The 21934-nt window shown below is 68.7% G+C and carries 25 protein-coding genes and 1 pseudogene; 8 read left to right on the forward strand and 18 right to left on the reverse strand.

The genetic code is table 11. The features are described from left to right. The 4 genes from NA12_RS32600 to NA12_RS32615 form a co-directional block, all read left to right on the forward strand. The coding region (locus NA12_RS32600; RefSeq protein WP_157106431.1) for an AAA family ATPase at positions 1-306 on the forward strand (306 nt) is incomplete at its 5' end. A 35-nt stretch (positions 307-341) separates the two neighbouring features. Then, a complete protein-coding gene (locus NA12_RS32605) occupies positions 342-1178 on the forward strand; it encodes a glutamate ABC transporter substrate-binding protein (RefSeq protein ID WP_067460604.1) in 837 nt (278 codons plus the stop codon). 92 nt (positions 1179-1270) lie between these two features. Further along, positions 1271-1942, forward strand: coding sequence for an amino acid ABC transporter permease (locus tag NA12_RS32610; RefSeq protein ID WP_067460655.1), 672 nt, complete (start codon positions 1271-1273; stop codon positions 1940-1942). Then, entirely contained in the window at positions 1939-2826 is an 888-nt protein-coding gene (locus tag NA12_RS32615; protein ID WP_067460606.1) for an amino acid ABC transporter permease, read from the forward strand. Before NA12_RS32610 ends, NA12_RS32615 begins: the two co-directional genes overlap by 4 nt. A 90-nt stretch (positions 2827-2916) precedes the next feature. Here NA12_RS32615 and NA12_RS32620 read toward each other — a convergent pair whose 3' ends face one another. The 11 genes and pseudogenes from NA12_RS32620 to NA12_RS32665 all read right to left on the reverse strand — a co-directional run bounded on the left by NA12_RS32620 (position 2917) and on the right by NA12_RS32665 (position 12176). Continuing rightward, a complete protein-coding gene (locus tag NA12_RS32620) occupies positions 2917-3774 on the reverse strand; it encodes a 3-hydroxyacyl-CoA dehydrogenase (RefSeq protein ID WP_067460609.1) in 858 nt (285 codons plus the stop codon). 173 nt (positions 3775-3947) lie between these two features. Then, positions 3948-4928 carry a glycine betaine ABC transporter substrate-binding protein gene (locus NA12_RS32625; protein ID WP_084473364.1) on the reverse strand — a complete coding sequence of 327 codons (981 nt, stop codon included), beginning with the start codon at positions 4926-4928 and terminating at the stop codon, positions 3948-3950. Continuing rightward, entirely contained in the window at positions 4925-5731 is an 807-nt protein-coding gene (locus NA12_RS32630; RefSeq protein ID WP_243654680.1) for an ABC transporter permease, read from the reverse strand. Before NA12_RS32630 ends, NA12_RS32625 begins: the two co-directional genes overlap by 4 nt. A gap of 61 nt (positions 5732-5792) precedes the next feature. Further along, the gene (locus NA12_RS32635; RefSeq protein ID WP_067460615.1) at positions 5793-6962 is read right to left on the reverse strand and encodes an ABC transporter ATP-binding protein; all 1170 of its coding nucleotides are present in this window, start codon (positions 6960-6962) and stop codon (positions 5793-5795) included. Then, positions 6955-7605, reverse strand: coding sequence for an ABC transporter permease (locus tag NA12_RS32640; protein WP_067460661.1), 651 nt, complete (start codon positions 7603-7605; stop codon positions 6955-6957). Before NA12_RS32640 ends, NA12_RS32635 begins: the two co-directional genes overlap by 8 nt. A 195-nt stretch (positions 7606-7800) precedes the next feature. After that, entirely contained in the window at positions 7801-8166 is a 366-nt protein-coding gene (locus NA12_RS35110) for a RecX family transcriptional regulator (RefSeq protein ID WP_243654811.1), read from the reverse strand. Next, a pseudogene (locus tag NA12_RS34860) lies at positions 8161-8694 on the reverse strand (regulatory protein RecX); the annotation flags it as partial. The gene NA12_RS35110 and the pseudogene NA12_RS34860, both read right to left, overlap by 6 nt. Positions 8695-9118: 424 nt before the next feature. Continuing rightward, on the reverse strand, positions 9119-10156 hold the full coding sequence (gene recA, locus NA12_RS32650) for a recombinase RecA (protein ID WP_067460620.1): 1038 nt from the start codon (positions 10154-10156) through the stop codon (positions 9119-9121). A gap of 172 nt (positions 10157-10328) precedes the next feature. After that, positions 10329-10778 carry a nuclear transport factor 2 family protein gene (locus NA12_RS32655; protein ID WP_067460623.1) on the reverse strand — a complete coding sequence of 150 codons (450 nt, stop codon included), beginning with the start codon at positions 10776-10778 and terminating at the stop codon, positions 10329-10331. A 19-nt stretch (positions 10779-10797) separates the two neighbouring features. After that, complete coding sequence (locus NA12_RS32660) at positions 10798-11676, reverse strand: pyridoxamine 5'-phosphate oxidase family protein (protein WP_067460626.1); 879 nt, start codon at positions 11674-11676, stop codon at positions 10798-10800. A gap of 38 nt (positions 11677-11714) precedes the next feature. After that, positions 11715-12176, reverse strand: coding sequence for a VOC family protein (locus NA12_RS32665; RefSeq protein ID WP_067460629.1), 462 nt, complete (start codon positions 12174-12176; stop codon positions 11715-11717). Positions 12177-12305: 129 nt separating this feature from the next. Between NA12_RS32665 and NA12_RS32670 the strand changes: the two genes are divergently transcribed. Next, positions 12306-12821: a CGNR zinc finger domain-containing protein gene (locus tag NA12_RS32670; protein WP_067460632.1), complete on the forward strand. Its 516-nt coding sequence runs from the start codon at positions 12306-12308 to the stop codon at positions 12819-12821. A gap of 12 nt (positions 12822-12833) precedes the next feature. Here NA12_RS32670 and NA12_RS32675 read toward each other — a convergent pair whose 3' ends face one another. The 3 genes from NA12_RS32675 to NA12_RS32685 all read right to left on the reverse strand — a co-directional run bounded on the left by NA12_RS32675 (position 12834) and on the right by NA12_RS32685 (position 15494). Next, positions 12834-14054 (reverse strand): phosphotransferase, encoded by a 1221-nt coding sequence (locus NA12_RS32675; RefSeq protein WP_067460635.1) that lies wholly within the window; start codon positions 14052-14054, stop codon positions 12834-12836. Between the two features lie 7 nt (positions 14055-14061). Then, positions 14062-14253, reverse strand: coding sequence for a DUF3046 domain-containing protein (locus NA12_RS32680; RefSeq protein ID WP_062988054.1), 192 nt, complete (start codon positions 14251-14253; stop codon positions 14062-14064). Between the two features lie 89 nt (positions 14254-14342). Continuing rightward, on the reverse strand, positions 14343-15494 hold the full coding sequence (locus tag NA12_RS32685; protein WP_067460639.1) for a glycosyltransferase: 1152 nt from the start codon (positions 15492-15494) through the stop codon (positions 14343-14345). 119 nt (positions 15495-15613) lie between these two features. Between NA12_RS32685 and NA12_RS32690 the strand changes: the two genes are divergently transcribed. Continuing rightward, positions 15614-16171 carry an HD domain-containing protein gene (locus tag NA12_RS32690; protein WP_207905553.1) on the forward strand — a complete coding sequence of 186 codons (558 nt, stop codon included), beginning with the start codon at positions 15614-15616 and terminating at the stop codon, positions 16169-16171. A 61-nt stretch (positions 16172-16232) separates the two neighbouring features. Here the strand turns inward: NA12_RS32690 and NA12_RS32695 are convergent, their stop codons facing one another. Continuing rightward, positions 16233-16943 (reverse strand): PIG-L deacetylase family protein, encoded by a 711-nt coding sequence (locus tag NA12_RS32695; protein WP_067460642.1) that lies wholly within the window; start codon positions 16941-16943, stop codon positions 16233-16235. A 23-nt stretch (positions 16944-16966) separates the two neighbouring features. After that, complete coding sequence (locus NA12_RS34280) at positions 16967-17134, reverse strand: hypothetical protein (protein WP_165914744.1); 168 nt, start codon at positions 17132-17134, stop codon at positions 16967-16969. Positions 17135-17290: 156 nt separating this feature from the next. On the opposite strand from NA12_RS34280, the gene NA12_RS32700 reads away from it, so the two are divergent. Then, positions 17291-17986, forward strand: a complete 696-nt coding sequence (locus tag NA12_RS32700; protein WP_067460646.1) for a maleylpyruvate isomerase family mycothiol-dependent enzyme — start codon at positions 17291-17293, stop codon at positions 17984-17986. A 67-nt stretch (positions 17987-18053) separates the two neighbouring features. Then, the gene (locus NA12_RS32705) at positions 18054-19541 is read left to right on the forward strand and encodes a carboxylesterase/lipase family protein (RefSeq protein ID WP_067460649.1); all 1488 of its coding nucleotides are present in this window, start codon (positions 18054-18056) and stop codon (positions 19539-19541) included. A 56-nt stretch (positions 19542-19597) separates the two neighbouring features. Here NA12_RS32705 and pspM read toward each other — a convergent pair whose 3' ends face one another. Both pspM and pspA read right to left on the reverse strand, forming a co-directional pair. After that, positions 19598-20464, reverse strand: coding sequence for a phage shock envelope stress response protein PspM (pspM, locus tag NA12_RS32710; RefSeq protein WP_243654681.1), 867 nt, complete (start codon positions 20462-20464; stop codon positions 19598-19600). Between the two features lie 349 nt (positions 20465-20813). Next, on the reverse strand, positions 20814-21626 hold the full coding sequence (gene pspA, locus NA12_RS32715) for a phage shock protein PspA (protein ID WP_067460652.1): 813 nt from the start codon (positions 21624-21626) through the stop codon (positions 20814-20816). Positions 21627-21934: the final 308 nt, after the last annotated feature.

Here is a 21934-nt window from a genome sequence, read left to right on the forward strand (position 1 = left end):
CAGCAGCGCGTCGCGATCGCCCGCTCGCTGGCGATGGACCCCAAGGTGATGTTGTTCGACGAGCCGACCTCCGCGCTCGACCCCGAGATGGTCAACGAGGTCCTCGACGTGATGGTCTCCCTGGCCAAAGACGGCATGACCATGCTCGTGGTCACCCACGAGATGGGCTTCGCCCGCCGAGCAGGCGATCGCGTGCTGTTCATGGCCGACGGTGAGATCGTCGAGGACTCCGCACCCGAAACATTCTTCACCGCACCGAAATCCGAACGCGCCAGGGACTTCCTGGGCAAAATTCTCAGTCACTGACTCGCGGCACCATTGTCACAAGGAGAAGGAAACCCATGAGGATCAATCGTGCAGTGCGCGTCGGAATCGGCGCAGCGGCACTGGTATTGGCAGCCACCGTCACCGCGGCCTGCGGCGGCGGCGACGACAAGTCGGCCCTGGAGAACGCCAAGGACGGCAAACTCACCATCGGTATCAAGTTCGACCAGCCGGGCCTGGGCCTGCGTAACACCGACGGCACCTACAGCGGCTTCGATGTCGATGTCGCGAAGTACGTCGCCGACAAGCTCGGGGTGAAGCCGGAGAACCTCACCTTCAAGGAATCGCCGTCGGCGCAGCGCGAGACGCTGATCGAGAACGGCCAGGTCGACCTCGTGGTGGCCACCTACTCGATCAACGACAAGCGCAAGGAGAAGGTCGATTTCGGCGGCCCGTACTACATCGCGGGCCAGGACCTGCTGGTGCCCGCCGCCAAGACCGACATCACCGGCCCCGATTCCCTCGCGGGTAAGAAGGTCTGCTCGGTGAAGGGCTCCACCCCGGCCCAGAACATCGAGAAGAACTACCCCCAGGCACAGCTGCAGACCTACGACACCTACTCGCTGTGCATCGAGGCGATGCGCAGCGGCGCGATCGACGCGGTCACCACCGACAACGTCATCCTCGCCGGCTACGCCGCCCAGTCACCGGGCACGTTCAAGCTGGTGAACAAGCCCTTCACCACCGAGAAGTACGGCATCGGCCTGAAGAAGGGCGATTCGGAGCTGCGGACCAAGGTCAACGACGCCATCCAGGCGATGATCGACGACGGTTCGTGGAAGGCCGCGCAGGAGAAGAACTTCGCCGGCACCGGCATCGCGGTGCCCGCGCCGCCGACCATCGACCGCTACTGATCAACCACTGACCATCGGTGGCCCGGGCTTTCCCGGGTCACCGATGCGGTGGTGTCCTGCTGGCTTTCACACCGATCGGAGGACGCGCGTCCGTGTTCGACCTGATCTCGAGGTATGACAACCAAATCCTCGATGCGTTCTGGGTAACCATCAAACTCACCTTCTTCTCGGCGATCGGTGCGCTCGTCATCGGTACCGTCGTGGCCGGCATGCGCGTATCCCCGATTCCGGTCGCGCGCTGGGTCGGCGCGGCCTACGTTGCGGTCTTCCGCAACACTCCGCTCACCCTGATCCTGGTTTTCACCTCGCTCGGTCTGTACAGCACCCTCGGGTGGAAGCTCGGCAGTGACGAGATCAAAGTCATCAACTATCGCTGGGCGATCATCGGGCTCAGCGTCTACACCGCCGCTTTCGTCTGCGAATCGCTGCGCTCGGGCATCAATACCGTCGCGCTCGGCCAGTCCGAGGCGGGCCGCTCGCTCGGCTTCGGATTCGCCCAGAACCTCCGCTTGATCGTGCTGCCCCAAGCTTTCCGGGCCGTCATCGCGCCGCTGGGCAGTGTGCTGATCGCGCTGACCAAGAACTCGACGGTCGCCTCCGTCATCGGCGTCGCCGAAGCCGCGTACCTGATGGGCGCGATGATCGAGAACGAAGCCGCCATTCTCTCCATCGGTGCGATCTTCGCGCTCGGCTTCGTCGTCCTCACCCTGCCGACCGGGCTGTTGTTCGGCTGGCTGGCCAAGCGATACGAGGTGGCACGATGAGCGGCGCTTCGGTTCTGTTCGACGCTCCGGGGCGCCGCGCGCGGCTGCGGCACAACCTGTACTCGGTGCTGGTCGTCGTCGTGCTGGTCGCGGCGGGCTGGTGGCTCTACGACGCCTTCGCCGACAAGGGCCAGTTCACCGCGGCCAAGTGGAAGCCGTTCCTCGAGGCCGAGATCTGGGAAACCTATCTGCTGCCCGGTCTCGAGGGCACCCTCACCGCTGCCGTGATCTCGATCGTCGGCTCGGTGTTCTTCGGCATGATCTTCGGGATCCTGCGCCTGTCGGACCACGCGTGGGTGCGCTGGGTCGCGGGCACGATCGTCGAGCTCGCCAGGGCGATCCCGGTCCTGATCCTGATGATCTTCCTGTTCGCGGTGTTCGGCGACTACGACCTGTTCCCCTCCGATCAGCTGGCGCTGGCCGCGGTGGTCATCGCGCTGATCATCTACAACTCCGCGGTGATCGCCGAGATCGTGCGCGCGGGCATCAAGTCCCTGCCCCGTGGCCAGACCGAGGCCGCCATGGCACTGGGTCTGCGCAAGAACCAGCTCATGCGGTTGATTCTGCTGCCCCAGGCCATCACCGCCATGCTGCCGGCGCTGGTCTCGCAGATGGTCGTCGTCCTCAAGGACACCGCGCTCGGCTACCAGATCACCTATGTGGAGCTGGTGCGGTCGGGTCAGCAGGAGGGCGCCTCGTTGCAGAACACGATCCCCGCGCTGATCGTCATCGCGCTGATCATGATCTCGCTCAATATGGCGCTGAGCTTTGTGGCCACCACGCTGGAGAAGCGGTTGCGATCACGCAAGAAGGGCGGCGCGGTGCTGGCCGCCGACTCCGTCCTCACCGACGCCACACCCGGCGTCGACATCACCAAGAAGTAGTCGCGCGCCTACAACAGTGGGGCCCGATCCACGAGATGGATCGGGCCCCACTGTTGTTCCCAGGGCGATGCCCACCGGCGACGAGCGCGACTACGCGCTGTAGCGGTAGAACCCTTCGCCCGTGGCGGCACCGAGTTTGCCCTTGTCGATGTAGTTCTCCTTGAGCCATGCCGCGAGCTTCTTGTGCGACTCGCCGCCGTTGATCAGGATGTTGTACGGAGTGGTCAGGCCGACGATGTCGAGGATCTGGAACGGACCCATGGGCGCGCCGGTGGCGATGCGCCAGGTCTCGTCGACCGCGGCCGGCTCGGCGTATCCGCCCGCGGCGAGCTCGATTCCGGAGTTCAGGAACGGCACCAGCAGCGAGTTGAGGACGTAACCCGCCTTCTCCTTGTGCAATTCGATCGGCACCATCCCGATCGCCTTCGCGAACGCGGCCACGGCGGCGAACACCGCGGGATCGGTCTGCTCGGTTCCCATCACCTCGGCGGTGTTGAACTTCCAGACATGGTTGGCGAAGTGCAACGCCAGGAACCGATCGGGGCGTCCGGTGGAGTCGACGATGTCGCTGGGCAGCAGCGTCGAGGAATTCGTCGCGAACACGGTGCGTTCGGGCGCGAGCCCGCCGAGCTTGCCGTACAGGTCGCGTTTGATCCCGAGCACCTCCGGCACCGCTTCGATGATGAGGTCCGCCTCCGCCGCGGTAGCCAGGTCGGTGGTCAGGGTGATGCCCGCCGCGGTCGCCGCGGTGTTGGCCGCGTCGGCGCCCGCCACGTCCTGCTGGTACACCGTGGCGAGTCCGTCGAATCGGGTGCGCGCGGCGGTGAGCGCCGCCTCGTCGATGTCGTAGGCGGTGACGTCGAACCCGTGAAAAGCCGTCTGGAAGGCGATCTGGGATCCGAGCACCCCCGTCCCCAGGACAGTCACCTTGCGGAATTCGATGGTCATGCGTGAGCCTCCCAGTCTGGACGCGCCACCCCCACCGCTGCGCGTCCCGGTTTCCGGTTGTCGTTGCGCAGTCCATCATGGCCGCCGAAGCTGAGGCAGTGGTGTGAGCGACCCGCGCGTTCCCGACATATCAGGCAAACGCCGATAACAGTTCGGCACACCGCCGCAGTCGGTCAGCCCGCGGTGACCAGGCCCTGGGCGACCATCCAGTCGCGGGCGACCTCGGCCGGTTCGCGGCCGTCGATATCGACCTGACGGTTGAGTTCGGTGATCACCTCGTTGGTGAGGCGAGCCGAGATCGGGGCCATCACCCGAGCGACCTCCGGGTGGGCGTCGGCGAAGCCGCGGTGCATGACCAGGGCCGCGTTGTACTTCGGGAAGAAGGCCCTGTCGTCCTCTAGCAGCACCAGTTCGAGGGCGGGAATGCGGCCGTCGGTGGCGGCGACCGAGCCGAAGCGGCACTGTTTCGCGTCGGCGGTGGCCTGGTAGACGAGCGCGTCCTGGACGATCTGGCGCTGGGCCCTGCCCTGGTCGATCCCGTAGGCGGCGGCCAGACCGGGATAACCGTCCGGGCGGACATTGAACTCGGTGCCGACACAGGTGGCCGCGGCGCCGGGGTCCTTCGCGAGAAGTTTCGCGTAGTCCGACAGCGTGCGCACCCCGGTCGCCTCGGCGGTGCCCTTGCTCGTGACGAGGGCGTAGGTGTTGTTCATCGGCGCCATCGCGGCCCAGACCATGTCGTGTTCGGCGAGATCCGCGTCTCGGACCGCGTCGAACTGGGCCGCCTCGGTCGGGATCGGCTTCTCCTTGCCGAGGTAGTTGATCCAGCCGGTGCCGGTGTAGTCGTAGGCGATGTCGATCTGGCCGTTCAGCTGCGCGTCGCGCAGGCTGTTGGAGCCTTGGATATTCGTCAGGTCACGCACATTCGCGCCCGCGGCCGTCAACGCGAACTCGATCAGGTAGCCGAGGATGTTGGCCTCGGTGAAGTCCTTGGAGCCCACCGTGACCGCGACACCGTCGAGTTCGGGCACCGGCTCGATACTGCCCGGCCCCACGGACAGCGGCACCGAACCACCCGACTGCAGACCGCAGCTCGCGAGCACCAGCACGCTCAGGATCGTGGCGAGCCCGCGCGACAATCCGGCAAGCCTCACCGCAACCCCCTCGGTCCGAGGAACTGTTCGGCCAGCGCGCCCAGCCAGTCGACCAGCAGCGCCAGCGCGACGGCCAGGACCGCGCCGAGCGTCAGCGTCACGGTGTCGCGCAGTTTGTAGCCGGTGTCGATGAGAATGCCGAGTCCACCCGCGCTCACCATGAACGACAGGGTGGCGGTGCCGACAGCCAGCACCAACGAGGTCCGCAGGCCCGCCAGGATGTAGGGCACCGCGAGCGGGAACTCGATGCGGCGCAACACGAGTCCCGCCGACATGCCCTGTCCCCGCCCCGCGTCGATCAGGGCGGGGTCGACCTCCTGATAGCCCAGGATCGTGTTGCGCAGCACCGGCAGCAGCGAGCAGAACGCGATCGGCGCGACACCCACCCAGAACCCGGTGGTGCGGGTGACCAGGTAGCACAGCACGATCAGCCCGATCGCCGGAGCGGACGCCCCGATATTGGCGATGCCGACGAAAAGTGGTGCGAGAGGCCGGAACCGGGACCTGGTGAGCAGTGTGCCGAGTGGCACGGCCAGCACCACGACGATGAGTACCACCGCCGCGGTGATCAGGATGTGCTGCCAGGTCACGTGCGCGATATTGCGCACGCTGATGCTGGCCTGCTGGGTGACGGTGAGATCGCGCCGGAACGCCCAGACCAGCACCCCGACGGTGAGGATCAGGACTATCGCCGGTTGGGCCAGCAGGCGCCAGAACTCGGCACGTCGGCGGGCCGCCGGGGCTGCGGCGACGGGCACGTCCCCGATCGACCGTGACTGTCCGGGAACCGTTTTCGTCACCATGGAGTCACCCCCGGCCGATCGGTGGAACCGCTGACGGTGACACCGGGCCGCCGGGCGGTGATCATGCCGTCCTCGTTTCGGTCGCGGCGAGGTGGTCGATCAGCGTGTCGACGGTGACGATCCCGAGGTAGGCGCCGGCGTTGTCGACGACCACGGCGGAAGCGGTCCGTTCGGTGAGCAGCGCGGCGAGCGCGTCTTGGAGAGTGGCGTCGGCGGGCAGGGTGGCACCGATCGGAGTGCCGAGCTCGCGCAGCGAATCCGCGTGGGCGAGTTCGCCGGTCGTCACGCGCCGCGATGGCCGGTGCCGCGAATCGAGAACGATGCCCCAGGCGCGGTCCGCGTCACGCAGGGCGGCGGTGAGAGCTGTCGGTGTGGTGTCCTCGGTGGTGGTGACGCCTCGGTCGAGGTCGAGATCGGCCAGGACCGTCAGACCGAGTCGGTCGATCGTGGCGGTCGCGCCGACGAAGCCGGCGACCGTCTCGTCGGCGGGGGCCGCCAGAATCGCCGCGGGGGTGTCGTATTGCAGGATGCGGGACCGGTCGCCGAGGACGGCGATGCGGTCGCCCAGCTTCACCGCTTCCCCGAAGTCGTGGGTGACGAAGACGATGGTCTTGCCGAGTTCGCTCTGTAGCCGGAGCAATTCGTCCTGCAGGAGCCCGCGAGTGATCGGATCGACCGCGCCGAACGGTTCGTCCATGAGCAGCACGGGCGGGTCTGCCGCGAGCGCCCTGGCGACGCCGACGCGCTGCTGCTGTCCGCCGGAGAGCTGGCGGGGGTAGCGATGGCGGTAGGTGTCGGGGTCGAGGCCGACGAGGGTGAGCATCTCGTCGGTGCGCTCGGCAGTGCGGCGGCGGTCCCAGCCGAGCAGGCCCGGCACCGTGGCGATGTTCTTGGCGACGGTCATGTGCGGGAACAGTCCGGCCTGCTGGATCGAATAGCCGATGCCGCGGCGCAATTCGTCGGCGTCGATCGCGCTCGCGTCGCGGCCGCCGATGGTGACGGTGCCCGAGGTGGGTTCGATCAGCCGGTTGATCATCCGCATGGTGGTGGTCTTGCCACAGCCCGACGGCCCGACCAGCACCACGATCTCCCCGGCCGGGATGGTCAGGCACACCTCGTCGACCGCGGGTTCGGGCTGTTCGGGATAGCGTTTGGTGACCCGGTCGAGCACGATCTCGACCCCGGAGACCGCGCTTGCGCGGGCCGGCGTGGTGGTTTCGATGTCAGTCACGAATTCCCCTCGGGATAGTGAGCCGTCCGAGCAGAACCAGGACGCCGTCGAGCGCGAGCGCGAGCACGACGATGAGGACGGTGCCGGTGAGTGCCTGCGGCACCGCGTTCGGGCTGCCGAGACGGGAGAGTCCGGAGAAGATCACGTTGCCGAGGCCGGGGCCCTTGGCGTAGGCCGCCAGCGCCAGGATGCCCATGATCATCTGGGTACTGACCCGCATCCCGGTGAGAATGGACGGCCAGGCCAGCGGTAGTTCGATCGTGGTCAGCAGGCGAATCCGGTTCATGCCGACACCGCGCGCGGCATCGGTCACGGCCGGGTCCACCGACGACAACCCGAGCACCGTATTGCGCAGGATCGGCAACAGCGCGTACAGCACCAGGGCCACGATCGTCGGCCCGACACCCAGCCCGAGAAACGGAATCAACAGCCCGAGCAACGCGAACGACGGCACCGTCAGAATCGCGCCCGCCATCGCGGTGGCGGCGGCGGACCCGAGCGGACTGCGGTACACCAGCACGCCGAGCGCCACGGCGATCACGGTCGCCAGTGCCAGCGATTGCACCACCGCCGACACATGCAGATAGGAATCGACCAGCAATTGCTCTCGCCGGTTCACCACGAACGACCACAACGCGTCCAGGGTCCACCTCCCCGTCGTTCGGCGGCCGCCTACGGCCCTGCACCCCGGATTTCCCACCCCGAACAGGGGTGAAACATCCCGTCCCCACATCCACGCGACCACCGATGCGGCGAATCAACCTGTACCGAAACAGGTTTCGCCGCGCGCGATCATTCTACGCGCCGCGTACAGCCCTCGCGGCAGTTCGACGCCCGCCTATGACAGTTCCGCTTTCACCACCGCGAACGCCGTCGACGAGCTGTAGCCGCGGCGGGCGAGCAGGTCGACCAGGCGACGGGTGGCTTTGGCGCGGTCCAGATCGGCGGGCATGGAACGCAGTTTGCGCCGAACCAGATCGATGGCGGCCTGTTCGTCGCCGGGCGTCGGGCGCGAGCGGCGGGCACTGTCCGGCTCTGCCGTGTCACCGAAGGTCGCGTCGGCATCCGTGGAACCGATACCGCGTGACAGCGGGCGGCGCGTCGGCCCGGCACCGCTGGACTCGTCGGTGGATGGTGTCCGCTCGCTCTCGACGGCGGCCAGGGAGGGGCGCAGCGGGGCGCGTTCGAACCCCGCCCCCGCCAACTCGGCGGTGACGACGGCGAAGGCGGTGGATTGGTCGTAGCCGCGGCGAGCGAGCATGCCGACGAGCCTGCGGACCGCCTTGTCGCGGTCCACGTCCTCGGGCAGGGTACGGAGTCTGCGGCGGACCAGGTCGGCGGCGCGGGCGTGTTCGGCCTCGTCGGTGACGGTGGCGAGGGCATTGTCGACGTCGGTGGGTGCGACACCCTTGTCCCGGAGCTCGCGCTGTAGCGCCTTCTTACCCCTACCGGAATAGGTGTGCCGCTCGTGCACCCATTGTTCGGCGAACGCGATGTCGTCGATCAGGCCGACCTCGGCGAGACGAACGAGCGCCGCCTCGGTCACCTCGACGCGGAAACCCTTCTCGCCGAGGCGTTTCTCCAGCTCGGCGCGGCTGCGAGCACGCACCGAGAGCAATCGCAGGCACACGTCTTTGGCCTGTTCCACGGTCGCATCGGGACGGTCGCCCGGGGCGAGCCGGCGCGTGCCGGCCCGCCTGTCGGGCTCTCCCGGCTGGGATCCGGCCGCCACCGGATCCACCTGCCGTCCGTCGTCACCACCGACGACGGACGGCAGGGAGACTTCGTCGCGCCGCGCGGACTTGCGTTCGCGTCGTGCGCCGCGGGGCCGTCGCCGACCCGCACTCCCCCACTCTTCATGATCATCATCAACCCGCGCAGCGAAATGCGGTGGTTTGTCACCATCGGCGAATCCGGTCGGGTGCGCGCGCTGCGGATCGCCCGCACCCGACCGAATCCGCTCCGCGTCCATGTCGGCCCGTGTGTCACGAGCCGACCGGACGAGTCCATCGGCCGTACCTCGGCCGCGCCCTACCGCGGGCGGCAGGACCGGCTCTGGTTCGACCTCGATGCCGAGGCGAGCCAGCTGCCTGCGCATCTGTTCGACCGGGTCGGCCGAATCGCGGTGGCCGCCGGGGCTCGGCGTGGTCACCGGCTCAGAAGTCGGCGGGCGCGTCGGCCTCGGCGGTCAGTACGGCGCCGATGCCCAGCTTCTCCTTGATCTTCTTCTCGACCTCGTCGCGCACATCGGTGTTCTCCAGCAGGAACTTGCGGGCGTTCTCCTTGCCCTGACCCAGCTGGTCGCCCTCGTAGGTGTACCAGGAGCCGGACTTGCGGATGAAGCCGTGCTCGACACCCATGTCGATGAGCGAGCCCTCCTTGGAGATGCCCTGGCCGTAGAGGATGTCGAACTCGGCCTGCTTGAACGGCGGGGCGACCTTGTTCTTGACCACCTTCACGCGGGTGCGGTTGCCGACCGCGTCGCTGCCGTCCTTGAGGGTCTCGATGCGGCGCACATCCAGGCGGACCGAGGCGTAGAACTTCAGTGCCTTACCGCCGGTGGTGGTCTCCGGGGAGCCGAACATGACACCGATCTTCTCGCGCAGCTGGTTGATGAAGATGGCGGTGGTGCCGGAGTTGCTGAGCGCACCGGTCATCTTGCGCAGCGCCTGGCTCATGAGGCGAGCCTGCAGGCCGACGTGGCTGTCGCCCATCTCGCCTTCGATCTCCGCGCGCGGCACGAGAGCGGCGACGGAGTCGATGACGAGGATGTCGATGGCGCCGGAGCGCACCAGCATGTCGGCGATCTCCAGGGCCTGCTCACCGGTATCGGGCTGGGAGACCAGCAGCGCGTCGGTGTCGACGCCCAGCTTGCGGGCGTAGTCGGGGTCGAGGGCGTGCTCGGCGTCGATGAAGGCGGCGACACCGCCCGCGGCCTGGGCATTGGCGACGGCATGCAACGCGACGGTGGTCTTACCCGAGGATTCCGGACCGTAGATCTCCACGACGCGACCGCGCGGCAACCCGCCGATGCCGAGTGCGACGTCGAGCGCGATGGAACCGGTCGGGATGACCGCGATCGGCTGGCGGGTCTCTTCGCCCAGGCGCATGACCGCGCCCTTGCCGAAGCTCTTCTCCACCTGCGCCAGTGCCAGTTCCAGCGCTTTGTCGCGATCGTAGGCCTGCGGTGCCATGATGTGTGCCCCTTCTCGAGGTGAGTGTCTCTCTGGTTGGCGCCCACAGTAGAGGCCGGCACCGACAAGTTCTGGCGCCCAGGTTAGTCGAACACCCATTCGAGTCAAGCGACGCGCCCGCCAACACGCGAAGCAGCCGCCGCGACCAGCAATCCAGGAGCGATACCGGCCGTCAGCGCTGCGGCAGCACCGAGTCGTCCCCCTCTACGCGCGGGCCGAAGATCCGCCGCTGCGACTGGTCGATGCGCACGTCGTTGATGCTGGCCTCGCGCCGCGCCATCCGCCCGTCCGCCGCGAACTCCCACTGCTCGTTGCCGTAGCTGCGCCACCACTGCCCCGAGGCGTCGTGCCATTCGTACTGGAAGCGCACGGCGATGCGGTTGTCGTGGAAAGCCCACAGATCCTTGCGCAGCGCGTAGCCGTTCTCGGCCGACCATTTGCGGGTCAGGAAGTCGACGATCGCGGCGTGGCCGGTGAAGAACTCGTCACGGTTGCGCCATACCGAATCCTCGGTGTACGCGGCGGCGACGCGTTCGGGATCTCGGGTGTTCCAGGCATTTTCGGCGGCGAGCACCTTCGCGCGCGCGGAGTCGAGATCGAAGGGTGGCAATGGTAAACGCATGGAAGGCCTTTCGGTGCGATCAGGGATTGTTCGGGGAGAGCTCGGGCGGACCCCAGCGCACAGCGAGCGCACCGGGTCGTTCGATCGCCTCCTCGACGGAGAAGTCGACGGCACATTGCGCCCCGGCGGTGAATGCCGCCCTGTCCCAGACTAATTCGGCGCGGCCGGTGAGCTGGAGCAGCGCGCCGGTCGACCAGTCGGCGATGAGCAGCCCACAGCGCGGTTGCACGGCGAGGTTGCCCAGCGTCATGAACATCGAGTTGCCGCGATAGTCCGGCCAGCGCAACCGCGTCGGCGACAGCGCGCGCAGGAAGCAGGGATCGCCGCCACGGTGCGAAGCGTCGGCGTGCCCGTCGACGTCGGCGGTGGCGACGAAGAAGGTATCGGCGGCCGCCACCATCGCCATCGCGGCGGGCGTGAGCGCCACGCCACGCCGCACCAGGCCGGGCCCACCAGCGCAGAACTCCCGGATATGCCTGCGCGAGATGTACTTCGGGCAGTTCGCGTAGACCTGCTCGGTGGTGATCCGCAGCCCATCGCCGCGCACCGCCGACGTGCCGTTCACGCGCATCCGCCGCCGACGCTGCGGCTGCAGGGCGATCATCCCCACTTCGCTGTCACCCGCCAGCGCCGCCGACAGCGGATCGTCGGACGAGGGTGCCGCGTCGATGTCGATCGTCGTCTCGTCGACCGTGTGCACGAATCCGGCGGGACCGGTGAGCGGACTCGCCCACAGCCGCCCCGCCGGATCGGCGGCGCCGAGCACCACCATCGATTGCTCGGCCAGGAAGGACGCGGCGACCGCCGGAATCCCGGTCCGGATCGAACGGCCCACGCGAGCGGCCGCGTCGGCCTGTCCCATGCGTCGCTGCACGGCCAGTTCGCCGGCGTGAAACATCCTCGTCCTCCACTTCTCCTATGGGGGTTGCCGGTGGATCAGAAGAATCCGCACGTCGGGGCAGGTCCGGTGGGCGCGGGCGCGGTGTCGGGGCCCAGCGGCGCGAACACCTCGAGCCGAATACCGTCGGGATCGGCGAAGAAGATGCCGCCGGAGGAGGCGCCCTCACCGTGCGCGACCACCCCGTCGTGGAAGAACTCGGCGTCGACCGCGCGCAGCGCCGACTCGACGGCGCGCACCGTATCGACATCGTCGACCTGGAACGACAGGTGATGCAGTCCCGGCGTGCTGGTGGAGAATTCGCCGTCGCTCTGCTGCCAGAGCGTGAGCATCAGCGCACCGTCGCGACCGAGGAAGGCCCAGCGCTGTTCGCCGTCGGCGCCGGTGCCGAGCTGGTCGAACCCGAGTCCTCGTCGGTAGAAGTCGACGGAACGGTCTAGGTCGGCGACGTTGAGGCCGATATGGCCGGTGGTGAGCGCGGGCGCGGCAACGGTGGTCATGGTTTCCTCCCGGGATGTTTAACTGCCTATTAGTTGTTTAACAGTTAGAACATAAGAGGGGCACACCCCTCTCGTCAACCCTTGAAAACAATTTAGACAGTTAGGAGGGTCGTGTTGATAACCTCGGTCATGCGCGATCCCCGTCCGCACACCGGCGAACCCCCTGCTCTCGACCTGCTCAACACCCGATGGGCGGGCGCCGAACCCGGCGATCTGCTCACCGATCTCGACGGGCTGCGCACCTGGCTGGCGATCATCGGGCTCGCCGATCGAGTACCCGGCGACGACCACACTCTCAGCGCGCTGCACACCGCGCGGGCGGCCGTCCACGACGCCGTCACCCGCGCCGACCACACCGCCTTGAACAAGGTGCTCGACCACGGGCGAATCCGGCGTGAGCTGACCGACGAGGGACCACGCGATATCCCCGAGGTCGACGACCCGGCGTGGCTACCCGGCTGGCTCGCCGCCGACAACCTGCTGCACTTGATCGCGCGGGCGCCGCAGCGGATCCGCCGATGCGCGCATCCCGACTGCGTGTTGTTCTTCTACGACACGTCCAAGAACGGCACCCGGCGCTGGCATTCGATGGCGACCTGCGGCAACCGCGTCAAGGCCGCGCGCCACTACGCCAAGACCACCTGAGCAGCGCCGGCGTCAGAACAGTTCGTCGAGCAGCCGGTAGTAGTCGAGCTTGGCGCGGTCGGGTTCGGTCAGGCCGTAGGCGGCATAGAACGCCGTCACCGCCGCGCCGCCGAAGTCACCCGCCAGATCGCGCTCGGCCAGCGCCAGATCGTGATAGCGGTCGCCGGGGCCCAGCGCCGCGACATCGATCAGCAGGCCGCCGGTGAGCACATTGCCCAGCGTGAAATCGCCGTGCGTGACGACCAGATCCTCGGTGGCCGGGCGCCGCTCCCGCAGGCGCTCCAGTATCGCGGCGGGCGAGAGGTCGCGATGGTCGTCGTCGAAATCGGTGACGTCGACGAAACCCTCGACCACGTGGCGGTGAGCCAGCGCGAGGACGTTGTCCAGACCACCGTCGAAGGGGCAGTTCGACAGCGGGAGCTCGTGCAACGCCCGCAGGGCACGACCCATCTGCGCGCCGACCTCGGCCGCGTCGGCCCGGCCCGCGAGCGATTCACCCGCGTCGGCGAGAACGAGCACGTCCTCGGCGAACGCGACCACGTCCGGCACCGCGATCCCGTTGTCGCGCAACCAGGTCAGCCGAGCGTGCTCGGCCACCGCGCGCGGACCACGTTTGATCCAGTACCCACCCGAGCGCACCAGATTCCCGTCACAGCCCTCGTGCTCATCCGACCACTGCGGCACCGGCCCGAGCAGCTCCTCGATCACCGGCGGCAGCGGCAGGGCCAGCTCGTCGAGATGGTCCATGGCCGCGCGGGTGGACTCGATGAGTTCGGAATCGCCGTCGGCCACCCGCAGGCGCATGGCCTCGGTGAGCAGCTCGCGCGCCTCCAGCGGACGGTGCTGTTCGGCCAGCGACTTGCCCAGGTGGTGGGCGGCGAAGGAGACGAGTTCGGGGTCGAGCGCGCGGCTGGCGTGCAGCGCGCGGCGGTAGAGGATCTCCGCGTGCCCCGGCTCGCCCTGGTACCGGTAGACATCGCCCAGGTTGATCCAGACGGTGACCCGGCGCCGCTCGGAATCGGCCAGTTCCAGGGCCTGATCGAGCCGGTCGAGGGCCTCGTCGTAGCGCCCGAGCAGCATCAGCGCGATGCCGAGCCTGCGCAGGCCGGGAAAATCGTGCGGGTCGGCGAGGGCGACCCTGGCCGAGAGCGTCTCGGCGTCGACCGGGATCATCCGTAGCCGCTCGTCGAACCGGTACGGTCGAGTGTCCGATTTCTGCGCTGTCACGGCCATGGGCTGGTCACCACCGATTCGGGGGTACGTCGAAGTCGGCACACAGCGCCCGCCAGACATCGCGTGGGTCGACGCCGTTGTCGATCGCCACCGCCCCCGTGCGCCCCAGCTGGGGTATCACGTGATCGGTCAGCATGGCGTCGGCGCGCGCCACGCCGAACTCGGTGTGCATCAGCTCCTGGAATTCGGTCAATCGCACGTTGCCCAAGATACTCGCGCTCGGCAACAGCCGACAGAGCCCCGCTCAGTGCACCCGGGATCGGCCGGGACGGGCGCGTTCGAGCACCGCTACCGCTTGGCGGCGTCGTGACAGATCTGGACCGGGTCCGCGACCTGCGCCAGACCGGCGGCGGCGCGGCGAGCCGCCTCGGCGAAGGCGGGGTCGTCGAGCACCTGCCGCACCGCCGCGCCGACCGCCTCGGGGGTGAGCGGGCGCACGAGCACCGAACTACCCTGCCGCACCGCACGATTGGCGAGTTCCCACTGGTCTCCGCCGCCGGGAACCGTCACCACCGGCACGCCCGCGGACAGCGATTTGGCGAGCAGGCCGTGTCCGCCGCCGCCGACGACGACCGCGGCGTGGGTGAGCAGTTCGTCCTGGCGGCCCAAGCCCGCGGTAGCCCACTCCGGCAGATCGGCCGGTGGGGCGTCCAGCGTCGAGATGGCCGCTCGCACACCGAGTCCGGCCAGGCCGGACAGGACGACCTCGGCCATGTCGGTGACCCCGGTGTGCGCGGTCGACGGCGCCACCATCACCAGCGCGGCGGTGCCGGGGGGCCGAGGGAACACGGCGTCGGTCGGTTCCCACAGCAGCGGCCCGACGACATGGGTGTCGGCGGGCCAGTCCGGGCGATCCAGTTCCAGCGCGGGCAGCGTGGCGACGAGTCGCGCGGTGGGACCGGGGTCCTCGGCGGGCAGGCCGATGCTTTCGCGGGCCGCCGAGCGCTGACGCAGCCCGTTGCGGACCGCACGCGCGGTCATCGTGCGCAGGACGCCGTCGCGCATCCGGCCGCGGACACCCTCCCCCGGCGCCAGGCCACTACCGATGGGCGGCAGGGCTTTCGACGGTAGGTAGAGCGGGTGTGGTGACAATTCGACCCACGGCAGCCCCAGCCGCTCGGCCGCCAATCCGCCGCCCGCGGTGAGGACGTCGGAGATGATCAGGTCGGGCAGCATCGCGCTGAGTTCGGGCAGGTTCTCGGTCGCGATGTGGGCGGCGCGCTCGTGGATCCGGGCGCCCGCGTCGGTGTCGTCGTCGGTGGGGCGCGGCGCGAGACCCTTGAGCTTGCGCACGCTGATCCCCGCCGCACGCGCCTGGTCGAGCCATCTCGACCCGGTGAACAACACGGGCTCGTCCCCCGCGGCCTGCAATCGCAGGCACAACGCGATCGCGGGAAACGCATGCCCCGGATCGGGTCCGGCCACCACAGCTATTCGCATTCGCCCACCCTGCCACACCCCCGGGCTCCGCCCACCTCGGACGACCCAACCCCGATTTCCGCGCTATCTTGACCGCCGCGAGACCGAGACCGTCGAACGCCAGCCACAGGAGCGAGCACGTGCCACACGCCAGCATCGACACCGTCGACGACCTGTTCGCGCTACTCGAACAGTGCGCCGACGCCTGGGACACCGCAGACCGCACCGGCGATCCGGTCGACATCCTCGATCACGATCGCCAGTGCGCGCAGTCGCTGCGCCGCGACTTCCCCGAAGACGAAGAGCTCCAGGTCGCGGGCCTGCTGCACGATATCGGCCATGTGCTGTTCCCCGGTGACGACGCCAACCACGGCAGGCACGGTGCCGCGGCGGTGCGTGGCCTGCTCGGTCCCCGCGTGGCCCGCCTGATCGAACTGCACGTGACCGCGAAACGTTTTCTGGTGGCGACGGATTCCGCGCACGCCGCCGGTTTGTCGGAGTCGAGCCGGCGCACGCTCATCGCGCAGGGCGGGCCGATGACGCCCGCCGAGATCGATTCCTTCCGCGCGGACCCCGACTTCGCCGCGGCGCTGGCGCTGCGCAGGGCCGACGACGCGGGCAAGGTGATCGGCCTGCGAGTCGCGCCGCTGCGGGACTGGCGGCCCCTCGTCGAACGGATCGCGGCCCGAAGGCGCTGACGCGACGACCCCCGGCGCGCCGCTGGCGTAGTCGGCCCGAATATCGAGCCGAAGCCGCTGATCAGCCGCCGAAGGTGAACAGTTCGAACCCGACCGCGTGTTCGGCGGGGAACCCTTCCTTGGGCCCCGTCGCGAAGCTGACGATCTCGCGCACCTGCTCCGGCACCGGGACCGGGCTCAAGACCTGGAGATAGCGGCGATGCGCCGACAACGACGCGCGCGCCTGCTCCAGATGAGCGCTCACATCTACCGCGTGGGTGACGACAGGACCGACGACGGCCGCCCAACGCGCCGACCACGGTGCCAGATCGGCGATCTCGGGGAAGATCCACTCGTTGCCCGCATCGGCGATCGCGTCCATCGCCGATCGACCGACGGCCCGGTGATCGGCGCTGTTGACCACGCCGGGCGCCCAGGTGTCACCGAAGTTGAACAGCACCACCATCTCCGGGCGATGTCTGCGCAGCGCGGCGGCGAGTTCCCGGCGCAGGGTGAGACCTTCCTCGACGCGCCCGTCGGGGTGGTCGAGGAATTCGACGGTGTGCACGCCGACTTCGCGCGCGCCCGAGATCTCCTCGATCTCACGCAGCGGCGCGGCCTGCGCGGGGGGTATTCCGGCGATCCCCGCCTCCCCGCGCGTGACGAGCAGGTAGCGAATGTCCTTGCCCTGCGCCGTCCATCGCGCGACTGCCGCCGCGGCGCCGTATTCGATGTCGTCGGGGTGCGCGACGATCACCAGACCGCGCTGCCAGTCCTCGGGTACCTGTTCCACCCCGCCATGCTAACCACCGACGACTAGCTGATCGGGGTCTTGTCGCTGTTCGACATCGCCTTGTACAGCAGATACACGCCGGTGCCGATGGCCCCGATCACGAGAATGGGCATCAGCGCCTCGATCAGCGCGCCGAGAATCCAGAACGCGATCACCGCGACCACCACGATGCCGATGACTTTCAAGACCATGACGACTCCTTTGTTTCCACGACCGCCCTTCGGCGATCCGGCACCTCTCGATACTCCCACCCAGTCGGCGATAGATCACCAGGTCAGCACCGATATCCGGGTGTAGATCAGGGTTCACCCCGAGATCGTCGCCAGGTCCGGACTACCGTGATCGGCATGGACTACTTGGCGCTGCTGTGTGCGAAGCTCACCGCCTTCGGCGAGCTCATCACTGCCGACACCGACCTCACCGCGCGGGTGCCGTCCTGCGGTGACTGGACGTTCTACGACCTCGTCGACCATGTCGGCAACGGCAATCTGTGGGTGGTCACCGCGGTGACCGAGCTGCGCGGCGATGCCGAGGGCGAGCCGGCTCCGAAAGATCCCGTGGCCCTGCGGGAGTGGTACGAGTCGACCGCCGACGCCATGGTGAGCACGCTGTCGGCGAACGAGGATCAGCAGGCCTGGACCTTCACCCGGTCCATGCCGCGCACCGTCGGTTTCTGGCGGCGCCGCCGCGCCCACGAGACGCTCATGCACCTGTGGGACGGCCAGCACACGCTCGGCGAGGCCGACCCGTTCGACCCCGATCTCGCCGTCGACGGCATCGACGAAGTCTTCACGCTGTTCGCGCCCCGGATGATCCAGCGCGGCCTCGCGGCGGCACCCGAGGTGGCCCTGCGACTGCGCGCCACCGACACGGGCAGCGACTGGACCTACGGTCCGGGTGAGTCGGTCGCCGAACTGACGGGCACCGCGTCGGACCTGCTCCTGGCCCTGTGGGCTCGAAAAACCGGCGACGACCCGCAGTTGCGCTGGGACGGCGACCGCGCGGCGGGTGAGCGTGTGCTGGCCGGACCGCTCGTTCCATAGGCAAACGACCGACGACGAACCGGACAAGCGCCCATAATCGGGGCTCAGCGCGCGTAGGAGGAATTCCATGGAACCCATCGTCACGACCACCAGTGGCGCGATCCGCGGCCACACCGAGGCCGGGGTCACCCGCTTTCTCGGGGTGCCCTACGCGGCGGCGCCGGTCGGGCCGAAACGATTCCAGCTGCCCGAGGCCGCACCGGCCTGGTCAGGCGTGCGAGACGCGACCGAACACGGTGCCACCTGCGCGCAGCCGCCCTACCCCGCACCGATCCACGCTCTGCTCGGCAGCGACTACATTCCCGGCGACGAGTACCTCAACGCGAACGTCTGGACGCCCGACCCGGCCGCCCCGGGTCTACCGGTGCTGGTCTGGATTCACGGCGGCGCGTTCGTGCGTGGCTCCAACGCGCGCGCGATCTACGACGGGACAGCGTTCGCGCGCGATGGTGTGGTCATGGTGGGGATCAACTATCGCCTCGGGGTGTCGGGCTTCGCCGAGCTCGAAGGCGCACCGTCCAATCGCGGCCTGCACGACCAGATCTTCGCCCTGCGCTGGGTGCGCGAGAACATCGCCGCCTTCGGTGGCGACCCCGACAATGTGACGATCTTCGGCGAGTCCGCGGGCGCGATGAGCGTGGCGGCGCTGATCGCCGCACCGAGCACGGCCGGGCTGTTCCGCCGGGCGATCATGCAGAGCGGCAACGGCGCTGTCGCGGCCGATCCCGAGGATGCGCGCAAGGTCTCCGCCGCGCTGGCCGCCGAGCTCGGGATCGCACCGACCGCGCGGGATTTCGGCCGACTCGGCCCGGATCAGCTGCGCGCCGCGCAGAACGCCGTCGCGCTGGCCGTGATGACCGACCCCGATCCGCAGCGCTGGGGCCACTCGGTGATCCGGCTGGGCGGCGGCATCATGAGTCTGTTCCCGGTGACCGACAACGACATCGTCGAGGGCCCACCGACCGAGGTTCTGCGCGCTCATCCGGACCGCGCGGTCCCTCTCATCGCGGGCACCACCGCCGACGAGTTCCGCTTCTTCACCGTTCCGGCAGGACTGGCCGCCGCCATCACCACCGACACCCTCCCGTTCGTGCTCACCCGCTACGGCATCGATCCCGCCGTCGCCCAGACCTATTCGGCGCAGCGCCCCGACGCCGGCCCCGCCGAGATCTTCAACGCCATCCTCACCGACCTGAGCTTCCGCTCCGGCACCTACGACTTCGCCGAGGCGGGCGCAGCCACCGCCCATGTGTACGAATTCGCTTGGCCGACAAGTCTTCCCGGACTCGGCGCCTGCCACGTGCTGGAGATCCCGTTCGTCTTCGACACCATCGACGACGCCCACTCGCTCACCGGGCCCACCCCACCCCAGGCGCTGGCCGACGAAATCCACGCCGCCTGGGTCGCTTTCGCCACCGACGGCACCACCGGCTGGGCACCGTTCACGACCGAGGAGCGCACCGTCCGGATCTTCGACAGCCCCGAGTCCACCACCGTCACCGATCCTCGCGCCACCGAACTCGCGGCCCTGCGTGAGGCTGTCGCCGCGGTCTGAACTCCGGTCGACACGCCGTGTCCCGGACCGGCGTGTCGACCGCGAGCCGATGCGCTCTAGCGGACGGAATCCGTTCCGCCTGCGAACAGGTCGGGGCCACGGTCGGCCATGTCGGTGAGCGCCTGGGCCCAGCCGTCGAGCCGGTCGGCGGCCTCGCGCAGGTCGGCGACGATGCCGTTGAACTGATAGGCCAGCACCGAGTCCTCAGGGACCGCGAGGATGCGGGCCGCGGCGGCGACGAGCTGTTCGTATTCGACCACGCCGGTCTCCAGGCGGGTGAGTACCCCGGCGACAGTGGTTTTCAGTGCCGCGACGGTGTCCGGGTTGGCACGGCCGACGGTGTCGGCGGCCTGTTCCATGGCGACGACGTCGGCGGCGAGCGCGTGCAGGGCGCCCGCGCCGGAGCGCGCCGTCTCCAGCAGGTCGCGCAGTTCGTCTTCGGGGAGGCGGCGGGTCCGCGCGATCTGGGCGCCGAGGTCGTAGAGCGCCCGTTCGGCACGGATCAGGCGCTGGATAGGGGCGCGCGCGGCCGAGCGCAAACCGGGTGATCTGCGGGCGACGAAGGCCGCCTGGGGCAGCGGCTTGTCGCGCAACTCGAAGTAGCGGCGGGCACTGAGCGCGGTACCGGTGACGAAGGCGATGGCCCCACCGCCGATCACCACGACCGCCCACGCGGGCGCCGAGATCACCGCCAACCCGACCGCGCCGACCGTGGTGATGCCCGACGCGGTACCGAGCTGGAAACTGCGCCGACGCACCCGGCGCCGACGGCGCAGCTCACGCTCACGCGGATCGGCCCAGCGCCGCACGGCGACGAGCGCCTGTTCGCCGACCCCGCGCAGGGTCGCGGGCACCGAGCCGACCTGAGCGACCGCCGCCGAATCCACGATATCGACCCGGTCGCGCCGCCTGTTGCCGTTCATCCCCTCATCATCCTTCCACCGCACAAGCACATGCCCGGGGTCTCGATGGCGGCCACCCCAGCCCCGTACGACCCGACCCCGAGAAGGGTCCGCCGCGAAGCGACAGTTCGGCCCCTCGCAGCCGCGAACTCGCACCAATATTACAGCGCTTTGCCCAACCACCCAGAGATCGCGATAGCAGCCTCCCCAGCCCCGCACGACCCGACCTCGAGGAGGGTCCGCCGCGAAGCGGCGGTTCGCGGCCGGGCCGCCGGTCAGGCGCCGTTGCGTACGCGACGAAGGAGCAAGCAACGGTGCCTGACCGGCGGCCCCCAGGGGCCGCGAACTCGAGCGCGTCAGCGCTCCAACATCACAGCCCTTTTTCGATATTCGGCGCCGGTGCGGCTTTCGGCTGCGCCGGGTTGATCGCCGCATTGGTGTTGCCGGTGGGCAGCGCGTCACCACGCATGGACGCGCGGATCTGCTCGAGCTTGCTGTGCCCGGCCAGCTGGACGCTGGCCTGCTGCACCTCCATCATGCGACCCTGCACCGAGTTCTGCGCCAGCTCGGCCGAACCGAGCGCGTTGGCGTAGCGGCGCTCGATCTTGTCGCGCACGGCGTCCAGGCTGGGCGTGGAGCCCGGCGCGGACAGGGTGGAATCCATCTGCTGCAGCGACGCGGAGACCTGCTCCTGCATCTTGGCCTGCTCGAGCTGGCTGAGCAGTTTGGTGCGCTCGGCGACCTTCTGCTGCAACATCATCGCGTTCTGCTCGACCGCCTTCTTGGCCTGTGCGGCGGCCTGCAGGGACTGATCGTGCAGCACCTTGAGGTCTTCCACCGACTGCTCGGCGGTGACCAGCTGGGCGGCGAACGCCTCGGCGGCGTTGGTGTACTGGATCGCCTTCTCGGTGTCGCTCGCCGCCTGCGCCTGATCGGCCAGGGTGACGGCCTGACGGGCGTTGGCGTTGAGCTTCTCGACCTCGTCGAGCTGACGGTTCAGCTTCATCTCCAGCTGGCGCTGGTTACCGATCACCGACGCCGCCTGCTGCGACAGCGCCTGGTGCTGACGCTGCGCCTCCTCGATAGCCTGCTGAATCTGGACCTTCGGATCCGCATGCTCTTCGATCTTGGAATCGAAGAGGGCCATCATGTACTTCCAGGCCTTCACGAACGGATTAGCCATCGATTGATCCCGCCTCCATCTGTGCGTCGCTCGTGCGACTGGTGGTACGCGACCGTCACGCACCAGATACGTGCTCATCCTCCATCATGCGGCACCCGAACCGGAATGACCGGACCGGCGGCGACGCCTGAGGAGAATCTATCCGTTCTCGTCGGCGATGTGCAGTGTCTCGCGCGTCCAGCGCGGGGTTCGCCGTGTCACATCGCCTTCACCAGTACCAGCATCTCGGCCCTCGGGGCCGGGATGACGATGCGGGTGTCTTCGGCGATGCCGACGCGCGCGCCCTGCTCGGCCGTCGCGCTCGCGGC

Origin of the sequence: Nocardia alba NBRC 108234 (assembly GCF_001612665.1) — a bacterium.
In the GTDB taxonomy this organism is placed as follows: Bacteria; Actinomycetota; Actinomycetes; order Mycobacteriales; family Mycobacteriaceae; genus Nocardia; species Nocardia alba.